Here is a 13,561-nt window from a genome sequence, read left to right as displayed (position 1 = left end):
CGTGAAGGTGAAGGTCGACAAGACACTCGTTGCGTCGATTGCCCTCCATGTCCTCGTGCTTGGATGGGGGCTGGTCACCTTTAGCAGCAGGGCCTTCGTCGTGCCGGAAGAGTCGCTGCCGATCGACATCATCTCCACTGACCAGCTCGCGCAGATGACCAACGGGCAGAAGACCGGCGACAAGAAAGAGCCGAAGCCCAAGGTCGAGAAGATCGCCGAGGCCAAGCCAGATGAAGACGCCGTCGGCAAGGTCACCGAGAAAAAAGAGCTGATCAAGACCAACTCAACGCCCGAGCCGCCGCCGAAACCCGTCGAGAAGCCGGTCGAGAAGAAGCCCGAGCCGCCCAAGCCCGTGGCCGAGGCCAAGCCCAAAGAGGAACCGAAGCCGCAGGAAAAGAAACCTGATCCGGCCAAGGAAGATCCGATCGCCGAACTCCAGAAAAAGCTCGAGACCAAGAAGCCGCCGCCCAAGCCTCCCGAGCCCAAGGTCGCGGCGGTACAGCCGCAACAGCAGCCGAAGCCCAAGGAGCGCAGCTTCGATCCCGCGCAGATCCAGCGCGATCTCGACAAGCGCGCTGCGACCCGGCACGAGCTCGCCGGCGCGGCGCTGAATGCGTCGGCCTCGCTGGGTTCGACGACTGGAACTGCCGCCAACAACGTCGCGACCTGGCGAGGTGCGTTCCAGGGCGCAGTCAAGCGCTGCTTCACGCCGACCTATAACGGGCAGGACGCCGACCAGTACGAAGCCGACATCGACATCTCCATGAAAATCGATGGATCGCTGGCGTCTGAGCCGGTCATCGTTGGGGTGAGGGGACCGTCCCGGTCGATTGCTCAGGCAATTGCCGAAAGCGCCAAGCGCGCCATCGTGCAGTGTCAGGTCTATTCGTTCATGCCGAAGCCGCAGTACGAGAGCTGGAAGCTCATTCCGATGACTTTCGGTCTGAAAGATATGTTGTGACATCCGAACAAAAGAATTTTCCGATGAATGACGCTCGCTCGATCACCCGCCGCCGCTTCATGACCGTCACCGGCTCGGCGGTGGCGATGCTCGGAGGCGGACACGCTTTCGCCCAGGGCCAACCGCGCATCCGCATCGATCCGACCGAATTCCAGCCGGTCCCGATCGCGATCACCAATTTCCTGCCAGGCTCGCCGGCCGACGCCGACGTCGGCAACGGCGTCACGCAGGTCATCACCAACAATCTGAAGCGCTCGGGCCTGTTCGCCCCGATCGACCAGGCCGCCTTCATCGAGCGCATCAACAATATCGACGTCGCGCCGCAATTCCAGAACTGGAAGACCATCAACGCACAGGCGGTGGTCACCGGCCGCATGACGCGGCAGCCGGACGGAAGGCTCAAGGCCGAATTCCGTCTCTGGGACGTGGTCTCCGGCCAGCAGCTCGCGGGCCAGCAATATTTCACCTCGCCGGAATATTGGCGCCGCATCGCCCACATCATCTCCGACCAGATCTACGAGCGGATGACCGGCGAGAAAGGCTATTTCGACAGCCGCGTGGTGTTCGTCGACGAGTCCGGGCCGAAGGAGCGCCGCGTCAAGCGGCTCGCGATGATGGACCAGGACGGTGCCAATGTGCGCTATCTGACCCGCGGCTCCGACCTCGTCCTAACGCCGCGCTTCTCGCCGAACTCGCAAGAGATCACCTATATGGAGTTCGGGCAGGGCGACCCGAAGGTCTATCTCTTCAACATCGAGACCGGGCAGCGCGAGACCGTCGGCAACTTCCCCGGCATGACTTTTGCGCCCAGGTTCTCGCCGGACGGCCAGCGCGTCATCATGAGCTTGCAGCAGGGCGGCAATTCCAACCTGTTCGTGATGGATCTGCGCTCGCGCTCGACCACGCGCCTCACCGACACGCCGGCGATCGACACGTCTCCTTCTTACTCGCCGGATGGCACCCGCATCTGCTTCGAGTCCGATCGCGGCGGCCGGTCGCAGATCTATGTCATGGGGGCGGGCGGCGGAGCGGCGCAACGCATCTCCTTCTCCAAGGACGACACCAACGCCACCTATTCGACGCCGGTGTGGTCGCCGCGCGGCGACTACATCGCCTTCACCAGGCAAGGTGGCGGGCAGTTCTCGATCGGCGTCATGAAGCCGGACGGCTCCGGCGAGCGGCTGCTCACCTCCGGCTATCACAACGAAGGCCCGACCTTCTCGCCGAACGGCCGCGTGTTGATGTTCTTCCGCGATCCCGGCGGCAGCGGCGGGCCGTCGCTGTTCTCCGTCGACATCTCGGGCCGCAACGAGCTGAAGGTGCCGACGCCGGGTTTCGCCTCCGACCCGGCATGGTCGCCGCTATTGTCCTCGACATCGGGCGGTTAAAGATCGTGCGGCTAACATCGCGTGTTGAGGCGCGCGATGTTTCCGAAAAAACGCGCCGATTTTTTTCGCGTTCGGTGGGGAAGGCAAGGTTTCCTTCACCTTGTGCTCGGCAACGCTTGCCTAGTTGCTTGATATTTCAGCGAAAACAGGTTCGCTATTGCCGAAAAACAACTCAACTTTAAGGATGTTCGCTCAGAAAGGCTTCACCTGGGTTGGGTAAAACTGCGCGTCAAACAGGACCCGCGTACAACCCGATGCAGTTCCCAAGCCAGAGCGGAGAGTCGGAACAGCGGCCGCCGAAAACGTCGGCGGCGCAAATCGATTCGCTGTTCGAAGCGCCCGGTCCGCTGCTGGCCGGTCTCATTTTCGTGTCGATCGGCGCCGCCCTCACCGCGCTGAGGACGGGCGAGCCGCTGATCTGGGCGTGCGTGGCGCTTCTTATCCTGGCCGGCACCGCGCGGGCGATCGACCTGCGCCTCTATCAGGCACGTAAGGCGGTCATGACCGTCAAGGCGGCCGAACGCTGGCAGAAGCGTTATCAGATCGGAGCAAAGATCCAGGCGGCTGCGATCGGCATCTGGTGCGCCACCGCGCTGTTGGCCACGGACGACGCCGTGGCTCACATGATAGCCTTGTCGGTCACCACCGGAATCGCGGCGGGCGGCGCCGGCAGGGCGTATGGCCGGCCCGCGATCTTCCACCTCCAGGCCGTGCTGATTTTCGGCCCGGCCGTGCTCGCGTTGGCGCTGCGTGGGACGCCCTACTACATCGCGATGGCGGTGGTCAGCGGGGCGTTCCTGATGGCTATCATGCAGCTCTCGGTGAACCTGCACCGAATCTTCATGGGGGCGGTCGTGGCCCGGGAGCGCGAGGCCGCGCTCGCGGGCCAGTTCGATACGGCACTCAACAACATGCCGCACGGGCTTTGCATGTTCCGCGTCGACGGACAGCTGGCGGTCATGAACCACCGCTTCGGCGCGATGATGAACCTGCCTGCGGATATCGCGCAGAGCGGCACCACCGCGCGCGACATTGTCGCGGCGTGCGTCCGCGCCGGATCCATCTCGACCGCGAGCGGCGAATGGATCGTCGCGGACATCGAAAGTTCGCAGGCAAAAGAGATCATCACCGCCGATCCCGACGCGCAGCGAAACCGCTCGCTGTCCTGGACCGTCCAGCCGATGGCGGACGGTGGCGCGGTGGTGCTGCTCGAGGACATCACCGAGCGACGCAGCGCCGAGGCGAAGATCGCGCATCTGGCGCGCTACGACGATCTCACGGCGCTACCCAACCGCGTACATTTCCGGGACGAGATCGAGCACCTGCTGGCGACCTCGCATCATGCGGAGCGCCTCTCGGCGCTGCTGTTCGTCGATCTCGACCAGTTCAAGCAGGTCAACGACACGCTCGGCCACCCCTGTGGCGACCAGCTCCTGTGCGCGGTCGCCAACCGCATGCGCGAGATGCTGCGTCCCGAGGATTTCGTCGCCCGATTCGGCGGTGACGAATTCGTCGTGTTCCAGCAGAACATCTCTTCGCCCGAGGATGCCGCTGCGCTTGCGCGCCGCATCGTCGAGCGGCTGAGCGAGCGTTACCGCATCGACAGTCATCTGGTAGAGATCGGCGCCAGCGTCGGCATCGCGCTGACCTCGCCGGATAGTGTCAGCGCCGATACGCTGCTCAAGAACGCCGACATGGCGCTGTACCGCGCCAAGGCCGACGGTCGCGGCACCTTCTGCTTCTTCCGCGACGAAATGGCGGCGACCGTCGACGCGCGCCGCATCCTCGAGCTCGATCTGCGTAAGGCGCTCGCCAACGAGGAGTTCGAGCTGTTCTACCAGCCGCTGGTCAATCTGAAGTCGGGCAAGATCAGCACCTGCGAGGCGCTGCTGCGCTGGAATCATCCGGTGCGCGGCACGGTCTCGCCGATTGACATCATCCCGGTCGCCGAGGATATGGGGCTGATCGTCGATCTCGGCCGCTGGATCCTGCGCCGCGCCTGCATGGAATGCATGAAGTGGCCGGACGGCGTCAGCGTCGCCGTCAACTTCTCGCCGCAGCAATTCCACCAGCGCGACGTCTTGAGCGAAATCCGCTACGCGCTGGAGGTCTCAGGGCTCCCGGCCCACCGGCTCGAGATCGAGATCACGGAATCCTCGCTGCTGCGGAATACCCAGCTCACGCACGACATCCTGTCGCAATTGCATGCGCTCGGTGTGCGCATCTCGCTCGACGATTTCGGCACCGGCTATTCGAGCCTCAGCTATCTGCACAATTTCCCGATGCAGAAGGTCAAGATCGATCGCTCCTTCCTCGAAGGCATCGACACCGATCGGCCGCTGACGCTGCTGCGCGGCGTGGCCCGGCTGTCCGCCGATCTCGGCATGGCGGTCGTGGTCGAGGGCATCGAGACCAATGATCAGCTCGAGCTGATCAGCGCCGACGGCACCGTCACCGAAGGGCAGGGCTACCTGTTCAGCCGGCCGGTTCCGGCAATCCGGATTCGCCAGTTGCTCAATGCTTCGCACGGCCGTCGCGGGACGGAGGATCAGATCGTCATGGTGTCGTCGCGATCCATCGCTTGATCCTTCTTCGCCTTCTCTTTCAGCAAGCTAAGCTCGGTTTTTGCCCGTATTTTTTCGGACCCAATGGTTAACCCTAACGATTCTAAGGCTTTGCAATTCCATTAACGAACCATTAATCTCGCCCCACTCGCAGAAGTTGCTTGGAGTTTAGGGGCACTAGATGAAGTCCGGAGCCGAACCGCACACGGTGCTCCTTCCGCGCGGAGCCGCGCTGTTTGACCGAATCGATTACCGCCTCATCGAAACTCCAGAGGATAGAGACAACCTCTACTTGATGCGGTACCGGGCTTATCTGCAAGCCGGACTGATCGTGCCGTCAGAGTCGATGCGCGTGACCGATCGCTTCGATGATGCGCCCAACACCTGGAATTTCGGGATCTATGTCGATGGAGATCTGTGCAGCTCCGTCCGTATTCACGTCCTGACGTCGGACTGGCGAATGTCCTATACGACCGAAGTGTTTGGCGATGTCCTGCATCCGCGCCTCGATCGTGGCGAGGTCCTTGTCGATCCATGTCGGTTTGTTGCTGATCCCGAAAAGCATCAGCGTTTTCCGGAACTGCCCTATCTGACGGTGCGGCTTGCTTTTCTGGCTTGCGACCATTTCAATGCCGACACCGGGCTTGCCATGATCCGGACTGACCATCAGGCATTTTATCGCCGCGTATTTCTGCACGAGACCATTTCACCGGAACCGCGTGGATTTCCGGGCTGGCCCACCAAGAAGGCGGTGTTGATGGCATCCGACTTCCGGAACCAACGCGACAAGGTTCTGACCCGCTTTCCGATCATGCGCTCCAGCGCTTTTGAGCGGCGCATGTTGTTCGAACGCAGCAGCCCGCGCCAGGCTGCCCCGCGGCCCGTGTTGTTGGCCACTCCGCGGAATCTGGATGCGGTGGCCTCGACGGTCGGGACGCCCCGCTAGCGTCGTTTGTGCTCTCGATCCCTCGCTTGTCCGCCTGGCAGGTCAAAAATTCCGGCAAAAGGCCGCCGTTTGCTTCTCGGCACGGCTTGCCTTCACCCTCGCGCCACATTTACAACCCATTAACCATGACGTTTGCTTTTCGCTGGTTGGGGGCATTTGACCGGCTGTGGCAAGGTTCCATCAAGGTTGACGGAACGTTCGCTTAACCAACCCCCTGTAGACCGGACAGCAGTGGACGAAACGTGAGCGTGGAGGCTCCGGAATGAAACATCCTATGCGTATCCTCCAGGGATTGAAGCTGGTCGCGGTGCTCGCCGTCGCGTTGTCGATGGGCGCCTGCGCCAACAAGAACTCTGCAACGGATGCGATGGCCAACGCGGCGACGCCGGGCAGCCAGCAAGACTTCGTCGTCAACGTCGGAGACCGCGTGTTCTTCGAAAGCGACCAGACCGATCTGACCCCCCAGGCGATCGTGACCCTGGAGAAGCAGGCGCAGTGGCTGCAGAGCTATCCGCGCTACAGCTTCACCGTCGAAGGTCATGCCGACGAACGCGGCACCCGCGAATACAACATCGCGCTCGGTGCCCGCCGCGCCCAGTCGGTGCGCTCGTTCCTCGCCTCGCGCGGCATCGATCCGAACCGCATGCGCACGATCTCCTACGGCAAGGAGCGGCCGGTCGCCGTCTGTAACGACATCTCGTGCTGGTCGCAGAACCGCCGCGCCGTCACCGTGCTGAACGCGAGCTCCTGACGATCAGTCAGGCGCCGTTCATCTTCAGAAACCGATTATGCCGGCGCCCTCTCGGGCGCCGGTTTCGTTTCAGCGATCTGTGACCGAAACCCGTTTGTTCCAGCCACAGTTTTGGCGTACTCCCCTTCAATGTGTGGCGCGTCGAGTGTTCGGTCGCAGGCCATTTCGCTTTCGTCGTCAGGGCAAGATGTCATCCAGATTTAAGGTCTTTACCGGCACCGTGGCGATCGCCGCGCTGCTCTCTTTGTGCTCGCCCGCCCTCGCGCAGTCGGACGATGCAGATCCCGAGATGCGGATCGAGCGGCTGGAGAACCAGCTGCGCCAGCTCACCGGCCAGAACGAAGAGCTGCAATATCGCAACCGCCAGCTCGAGGACCGGCTGCGGGCGCTCGAGGGCGGCGCGCAAGGTGCGCCCGGCCAGGCGCCGGTCCAGCCCAATGTCGCGGCCATGCCGCCCGCGCAGGCCGCGCCGGCCTATCGCCAGCAGCAGCCGCAACAGCAGCCGGCCCGGCCGAATTACGAGCAGCCGCAGATTGCCTCTCCCGCGCCGATCGTTCAGGAGCAGCCTGCGCCCGGCGCGCCGGGCACGCGCCGCCGCGGCGATGCCTTCGACCCCAACCAGAGCCCGAATGCGCCGGGTGCGCCGCGCGCGCTCGGCGGCGGGCAGCAGCCGATGCCGGCAGGCACCCCTGGTGGCGCACCCGGCGGTCGTGGCGCGAGCGAACCGCTCGATCTTGCCAACACCGGCCCTCGTTATCAGCAGCAGGCCGCGCCCCCGGCGGCGCAGCCCGGCTATCCGCCGGCCCAGCAAGGGAATGCCGCGCCATCAGGCGGCGTTGGCCTAACGACGCTGCCGCCTTCGGCAACGCCGCGCGACGAGTTCGACCTCGGCATCGGCTACATGCAGCGCAAGGACTATGCGCTTGCCGAGCAGACCATGAAGAACTTCTCGCAGAAATATCCGAGCGACCCGCTGCTCGGCGACGCGCAATACTGGCTGGGCGAGAGCTACTTCCAGCGCCAGCAATATCGCGACTCCGCGGAAGCCTTTCTCGCCGTCACCACCAAATACGACAAGTCCGCCAAGGCGCCGGATGCGCTGCTGCGGCTCGGCCAGTCGCTGGCCGCGCTGAAGGAGAAGGAGGCTGCCTGCGCCGCCTTCGGCGAGATCGGCCGCAAATATCCGCGCGCCTCCGCCGGCGTCAAAGCCGCGGTGGACCGCGAGCAGAAGCGGGTGAAGTGCTGAGGCGCGGCGATCGATCCTGACAAGACGGATGGTGCTGCGCTAAACAGTCGGTCCATCCGCGGACGGTTGCAGCGCCATGTCAGACGACGACAATTCTCCGATCTCGGCGCGCGAGGCGAAGCGGTTCTTCGCCGACCTGAAAAGCGCGCCCGCGCTGGTGCTCGCGGTCTCCGGCGGGCCCGACTCGGTCGCGCTGATGTGGCTCGCGGCGCGCTGGCAGCGCAGCCTCGCGCACGGCCCACGTCTCACCGTCGTCACCATCGACCACGGCCTGCGCCCCGAAGCGGCGCGCGAGGCGCGTGAGGTCAAGCGGCTGGCCGCCGGGCTTGGCTTGTCGCACCGGACCCTGCGCTGGCGCGGCGCAAAGCCGAAAACGGGACTGCCGGCCGCTGCGCGCGAAGCCCGCTACCGCCTGCTTGCGCAGGCCGCGCGTGCCGTCGGTGCGAGCCATGTGCTGACCGCCCACACTCGCGACGACCAGGCCGAGACCCTGTTGATGCGTCTTGTCCGCGGCAGCGGACTTGCCGGGCTGTCGGCGATGGCCCGCCTCACGGAACGCGGCGGCGTCGTTCTTGCGCGCCCGCTGCTCGATGTCCCGAAGTCGCAGCTGATCGCGACCTTGAAGCGGGCAAAGATCGGCTTTGCCGACGATCCCACCAACCGCGACACCGGCTTCACCCGTCCGCGGCTGCGCGCGCTGCTGCCGCAGCTTGCCGCCGAGGGCGGCGATGCCCGCACTCTGGTTCGGCTCGCAGGCAGGCTGGCGCGGGCCAATGCGGCGGTCGAGGTGATGGTCGACGGTGCCGAGCGCTTCCTTCAATTCCGGGCGCGCGGCGATGCGCCGCAGGCGGGCGGTCGAAGCTTCGAAGCATCGAGCTTTGCCGTCCTGCCGGAGGAGGTCCGGCTGCGGCTCCTTCTGCGGGCGGTCAATGCCTTCGGCCATGAAGGGCCGGCGGAACTCGGCAAGATCGAAACCCTGGTGGCCGCGCTCGATCAGGCCATCGCTGCAGGGGGTGTGGCTGCAGGGCGTATGGCGGCAGGGCGCGCGGCTGCAAATGGCCGGCCGGTGCTGAAGCAGACCCTTGCGGGAGCCTTGATCAGCCTTGCCGGGGGGCGTATCCACATCGCGCCAGCGCCGGCCCGGCGGCGCAAAGGGAGCTGAGCCGCGGACCATGACACCGGGCGTTTCGGCCGCGCGGCGTCAGGTCACCTTAACCAGGCGGGAAAAACCCCTGTCCGACCGCCATTATTTCAGCGGGAATCGCTCTAAGATGGGATAAATAGTCCCATCTCGTTCCCTTGGCAGCGACCGGGGCGGCACCTAAATTGTATGCATCAAACGAAGAGGATTCCTTGGGGATTTCCTCGCACTGCCCAAATAGCTACCCCAAGATACCGCCCAAGGATCAGGCCGCGATCCGCGCGACCACGAAGGAAGATCGATGAACGCCAATCTGCGCAATTTCGCCCTCTGGGTCATCATTGTCTTGCTGCTGTTGGCGTTGTTCACGCTCTTCCAGAATCCGGGTCAGCGCGCCTCCTCGCAGGACATCGCCTTCTCCCAGCTCTTGAGCGAGGTTGACCGCGGCAATGTGCGCGACGTCGTGATCCAGGGGCCGGACATTCACGGCACCTTCACCAACGGCTCGAGCTTCCAGACCTATGCGCCGAGCGATCCGACGCTGGTGAAGCGCCTCTATGACAGCAAGGTGCAGATCACCGCGAAGCCGCCCGGTGACAACGTGCCGTGGTTCGTCTCGTTGCTGGTCTCCTGGTTGCCCTTCATCGCGCTGATCGGCGTGTGGATCTTCCTGTCGCGGCAGATGCAGGGCGGCGCCGGCAAGGCGATGGGCTTCGGCAAGTCGCGCGCAAAAATGCTGACTGAAGCGCATGGCCGCGTCACCTTCGAGGACGTCGCCGGCGTCGACGAAGCCAAGCAGGACCTGCAGGAGATCGTCGAATTCCTGCGCGATCCCGGCAAATTCCAGCGCCTCGGCGGCCGCATTCCGCGCGGCGTGCTGCTGGTCGGCCCTCCCGGCACCGGCAAGACCCTGATCGCGCGTGCGGTCGCGGGCGAAGCCAACGTGCCGTTCTTCACCATTTCGGGTTCTGACTTCGTCGAGATGTTCGTCGGCGTCGGCGCAAGCCGCGTCCGCGATATGTTCGAGCAGGCGAAGAAGAACGCGCCCTGCATCATCTTCATCGACGAAATCGACGCCGTCGGTCGTCACCGTGGCGCCGGCCTCGGTGGCGGCAATGACGAGCGCGAGCAGACGCTGAACCAATTGCTGGTCGAGATGGACGGTTTCGAGGCGAACGAGGGCGTGATCCTGATCGCCGCAACCAACCGTCCCGACGTGCTCGATCCCGCGCTGCTGCGTCCCGGCCGCTTCGACCGTCAGGTCGTGGTGCCCAATCCCGACGTCGTCGGCCGCGAGCAGATCCTCAAGGTTCACGTCCGCAAGGTGCCCCTGGCGCCGGATATCAACCTCAAGACCATCGCGCGCGGCACCCCGGGTTTCTCCGGCGCCGACCTGATGAACCTCGTCAACGAAGCCGCGCTCACCGCAGCCCGCCGCAACAAGCGGATGGTGACGCAGTCCGAGTTCGAGGAAGCCAAGGACAAGGTGATGATGGGCGCCGAGCGCAAGTCGCTCGTCATGACCGAGGAAGAGAAGTTGCTGACGGCCTATCACGAGGGCGGCCACGCCATCGTCGGCCTCAACGTCGTCGCGACCGACCCGATCCACAAGGCGACCATCATTCCGCGCGGTCGTGCGCTGGGTATGGTCATGCAGCTGCCCGAGCGCGACAAGCTGTCGATGTCGCTGGAGCAGATGACCTCGCGTCTTGCCATCATGATGGGTGGCCGCGTCGCCGAAGAGCTGATCTTCGGCCGCGAGAAGGTGACTTCGGGTGCGTCGTCCGACATCGAGCAGGCGACGCGTCTGGCGCGCATGATGGTGACGCGCTGGGGCCTGTCCGAGGCGCTCGGCACCGTGTCCTATGGCGAGAACCAGGACGAAGTTTTCCTGGGCATGTCGGTGTCGCGCACCCAGAACGCATCGGAAGCGACGGTTCAGAAGATCGACAACGAGATCCGGCGTTTCGTCGAAGAGGGCTACAACGAAGCGACGCGCATTCTTACCGAGAAGCGCGCCGATCTCGAAGCTCTCGCCAAGGGCCTGCTCGAGTTCGAGACGCTCTCCGGCGATGAGATCATCGACCTGCTCAAGGGCAAAAAGCCAAACCGCGAATCCGTGCTCGAGCCGACCACGCCGCGCGCCTCCGCGGTGCCGCCTGCCGGCAAGCCCCGCCCGCGGCCCGATCCGGATCCCGGCCTGGAGCCGCAGCCGCAGGCATAAACGCGAACGGCAGAATGAATTGAAAAACGCGGCGGCAACGCCGCGTTTTTTGTTGGCCGGTGGCGCTATGGCTTGGCGCTCGCCGCCGCCCCACCTTCCGCGTTGTCCCGCACATGGATCACCGCGATGTCGTCCGTATAGATCCGCTTCCAGCCCTTGAGGTGGTCGAGGATCTGCGGTCCCGGCGCATCGGCGACCAATAGCGTTGCGTCAATCTTGTGCTCGTCGAGCAGGCGCGGAAGCAGCTCGGGCTTCTTGCCCTCGGTCGCCTTGAAAAAGTCCATGACGAATTTCTCGCCATAGAGCTCGGCGCGGCCGTCGACGTAAACAGGGATGTCGCGCGAGATCAGATAACCGCCGAACTGATAGGCGTTGAAGACGCGCTGGACCTTGCGTCGTTCGAGCAGGTCGACTGCCGCGACCGGTGTCTGCGTCATGGTGAAGGTGAAGCGGTGGTGCCCCATGTAGAGCGAAGTCGACGTCCAACTCGCCACCACGATCATCAGCGCGCCAAGCGCGATGACATGGCGGGCCGGCGAGCGGGCGGCGCCGGCGGTGTCAGCTTGCGGGCGCTGGACCAACTGGCCGAGCGGCTTCGCCAGCACCAGCGGCACCAGGAATGCGAACGCCTCGATGCTCCTGACGTGGGTCAGCGCGCTCCATGTCAGGAACAGGATCAGGAAGATCCTGGGCGCCGAGAGCACGACGCCGCGATAATAGCCGAATGCGATCAGACCGAGCAGGGCGCCCTCGAACGAGGAGAAGGTGGCAAAGTTCGCCGGCATCCATTCGAAGATCAGCGAGAGCAACTCGCCGAGGCTCAGGATGCTGGTCGCGCCCAGCAGCGTTCTCCAGCCGTACGGCGTACAGCAGCTCGCCACCAGTGCGCCGATGCCGAACAGCACCCAGCGCAGGAACAGCTGAAGCCGCCGTTCTTTCTCGGCGTGCTCGACGGCTTCGAGCGAGATCGGGCCGATCAGCGCCAGACCGAGCACGAAGCCGCCATGCAAGTTCGCCCACAGCGCCATCATCGGCAGCCAGTACCAGGACGGCGCCCTCCTGCGGTCGGCAGCCGCCATCAGCAGGCCGACCCACGCCACCATGACAGGCAGCGCCAGGATATGCGGACGCGCCAGGACGTGATGCAGCGACAGCAGCAGGGCCAGCATCGCAAACAGCACTGCGCGCGGTGCCTCGATCTGCGCGTCGAGCAGATAGACGAAGATCGCGGCCGTGAGTGCGGCTCCCATCGCGGTGAGAATGACGGGACCTGCCCAGCCCCATTGCGCATGAGAGAAAGCGAACAGCACCTGCGACAGCCACGACGTCGAAATCCACGGCGCGCCCGTCCGCGTGAAGGAATAGATGTCCGTGTACGGCATAGCGCCGTGATCGAGAATCCATTCCCCGATCTTGATCTGCCAGAACGAATCGGAGTCCTGGAGCAGGGTGTCGCCGACATAGAGGAAGAACAGATAGGCGCCCGCTCCGACGCATAGCGGCACTAGGGCTCGCGCGCGGCTCTGCATCGCGATGCTGTTGGCAAAGGAGAGGGACATTCCGCCTCGTCGTTCCGTTATGTCGCGTTGGGCGGCAGTGGACCACGGCGATCATAACTTCGGGTAAATCGCGGTTGGGCCGGCTTCATGTCCGGATAATTTAACCGGTTGTTTTGAATTTCGATTTACCATCAGCGAATACGCACAAACCGCTCGATGTTTACACAGTCCAATTAACTGCGGCGCAATTCTTTGCCACTACGTTCGGTTCCATGATCGGGCGGCGCTGGGAAGCCGAAAAGACCAGATCAGTTGTAGCCTCGTGTACTCATTTGGAGCTTTCTATGAAGAACCTCGTTGCGTGTTTCGTGAAGGATGAATCCGGCGCCACCGCCATTGAATACGGCCTGATCGCTGCCGGAATCGCGCTGGCGATCATCACCGTCGTCAACAACCTCGGCAGCACGCTGAACACCAAGTTCACCTCGATCTCGACCAGCCTCAAGTAAGACTGGACGCAATGAGAGTGGAAAGAGCCTTGTCCTGGACAAGGCTCTTTCCTTTTGGTGCGCCCGGCATGGGCGCACTCGGGTGCAAGTCCCGTCGCGAGTTGATCACAACGAGCGAAGCGAAGCGCAACTGCATGAGGGCGAGCGAGGCGGCGGGAAGCCGACCCGCAGGCGAAGGGCCGAACGAGGGGCGTGTTCAACACCATGTCGATGTGGCGAGCATTGCGTCAGATGCCTGCGTCAGCAGGGCGGCCCGGGGTAGGACGCGGTGAATCCGCGTGTGGCCCGGACAGCGACGAAGCTCGTCCCCGCGGCATAGATTGGAGAGCACG

At 64.0% G+C, this 13,561-nt stretch carries 10 protein-coding genes; 9 read left to right on the top strand and 1 reads right to left on the bottom strand.

Features of this window, described 5'->3' with window-relative positions; genetic code table 11:
- Window position 1 precedes the first annotated feature (1 nt).
- From tolA to ftsH, 8 genes are all read left to right on the top strand, one after another.
- The gene (gene tolA, locus ABIB06_RS05105) at window positions 2–961 is read left to right on the top strand and encodes a cell envelope integrity protein TolA (RefSeq protein ID WP_247343022.1); all 960 of its coding nucleotides are present in this window, start codon (window positions 2–4) and stop codon (window positions 959–961) included.
- A gap of 23 nt (window positions 962–984) precedes the next feature.
- Window positions 985–2,349 carry a Tol-Pal system beta propeller repeat protein TolB gene (tolB, locus tag ABIB06_RS05100; RefSeq protein ID WP_354044905.1) on the top strand — a complete coding sequence of 455 codons (1,365 nt, stop codon included), beginning with the start codon at window positions 985–987 and terminating at the stop codon, window positions 2,347–2,349.
- 254 nt (window positions 2,350–2,603) lie between these two features.
- The gene (locus ABIB06_RS05095) at window positions 2,604–4,934 is read left to right on the top strand and encodes a putative bifunctional diguanylate cyclase/phosphodiesterase (protein ID WP_354068599.1); all 2,331 of its coding nucleotides are present in this window, start codon (window positions 2,604–2,606) and stop codon (window positions 4,932–4,934) included.
- Between the two features lie 160 nt (window positions 4,935–5,094).
- Entirely contained in the window at window positions 5,095–5,859 is a 765-nt protein-coding gene (locus ABIB06_RS05090; RefSeq protein WP_247343032.1) for an N-acyl amino acid synthase FeeM domain-containing protein, read from the top strand.
- 262 nt (window positions 5,860–6,121) lie between these two features.
- Window positions 6,122–6,610 carry a peptidoglycan-associated lipoprotein Pal gene (gene pal, locus ABIB06_RS05085; RefSeq protein WP_247319754.1) on the top strand — a complete coding sequence of 163 codons (489 nt, stop codon included), beginning with the start codon at window positions 6,122–6,124 and terminating at the stop codon, window positions 6,608–6,610.
- 187 nt (window positions 6,611–6,797) lie between these two features.
- Window positions 6,798–7,856, top strand: a complete 1,059-nt coding sequence (gene ybgF, locus ABIB06_RS05080; RefSeq protein ID WP_354044909.1) for a tol-pal system protein YbgF — start codon at window positions 6,798–6,800, stop codon at window positions 7,854–7,856.
- A gap of 76 nt (window positions 7,857–7,932) precedes the next feature.
- Entirely contained in the window at window positions 7,933–9,018 is a 1,086-nt protein-coding gene (gene tilS, locus ABIB06_RS05075) for a tRNA lysidine(34) synthetase TilS (RefSeq protein WP_354044910.1), read from the top strand.
- 280 nt (window positions 9,019–9,298) lie between these two features.
- Complete coding sequence (ftsH, locus tag ABIB06_RS05070) at window positions 9,299–11,221, top strand: ATP-dependent zinc metalloprotease FtsH (RefSeq protein WP_247343042.1); 1,923 nt, start codon at window positions 9,299–9,301, stop codon at window positions 11,219–11,221.
- A 65-nt stretch (window positions 11,222–11,286) separates the two neighbouring features.
- Here the strand turns inward: ftsH and ABIB06_RS05065 are convergent, their stop codons facing one another.
- Window positions 11,287–12,780, bottom strand: coding sequence for a hypothetical protein (locus ABIB06_RS05065; RefSeq protein WP_354044913.1), 1,494 nt, complete (start codon window positions 12,778–12,780; stop codon window positions 11,287–11,289).
- A 284-nt stretch (window positions 12,781–13,064) separates the two neighbouring features.
- On the opposite strand from ABIB06_RS05065, the gene ABIB06_RS05060 reads away from it, so the two are divergent.
- Entirely contained in the window at window positions 13,065–13,229 is a 165-nt protein-coding gene (locus tag ABIB06_RS05060; protein WP_354044915.1) for a Flp family type IVb pilin, read from the top strand.
- Window positions 13,230–13,561: the final 332 nt, after the last annotated feature.

The sequence above is a fragment of the Bradyrhizobium sp. LB8.2 genome (genome assembly GCF_040548035.1).
In the GTDB taxonomy this organism is placed as follows: domain Bacteria; phylum Pseudomonadota; class Alphaproteobacteria; order Rhizobiales; family Xanthobacteraceae; genus Bradyrhizobium.
Note: the sequence above shows the minus strand (reverse complement) of the source record. Positions and strands in the feature narration are given on the sequence as shown.

Bases quoted from the DNA above. Each gene is read 5' to 3' on its own strand.
- tolB (WP_354044905.1), top strand. From the start codon at position 985: ATGAATGACGCTCGCTCGATCACCCGCCGCCGCTTCATGACCGTCACC.
- ABIB06_RS05095 (WP_354068599.1), top strand. From the start codon at position 2,604: ATGCAGTTCCCAAGCCAGAGCGGAGAGTCGGAACAGCGGCCGCCGAAA.
- ABIB06_RS05090 (WP_247343032.1), top strand. From the start codon at position 5,095: ATGAAGTCCGGAGCCGAACCGCACACGGTGCTCCTTCCGCGCGGAGCC.
- pal (WP_247319754.1), top strand. From the start codon at position 6,122: ATGAAACATCCTATGCGTATCCTCCAGGGATTGAAGCTGGTCGCGGTG.
- ybgF (WP_354044909.1), top strand. From the start codon at position 6,798: ATGTCATCCAGATTTAAGGTCTTTACCGGCACCGTGGCGATCGCCGCG.
- tilS (WP_354044910.1), top strand. From the start codon at position 7,933: ATGTCAGACGACGACAATTCTCCGATCTCGGCGCGCGAGGCGAAGCGG.
- ftsH (WP_247343042.1), top strand. From the start codon at position 9,299: ATGAACGCCAATCTGCGCAATTTCGCCCTCTGGGTCATCATTGTCTTG.
- ABIB06_RS05065 (WP_354044913.1), bottom strand. From the start codon at position 12,780: ATGTCCCTCTCCTTTGCCAACAGCATCGCGATGCAGAGCCGCGCGCGA.
- ABIB06_RS05060 (WP_354044915.1), top strand. From the start codon at position 13,065: ATGAAGAACCTCGTTGCGTGTTTCGTGAAGGATGAATCCGGCGCCACC.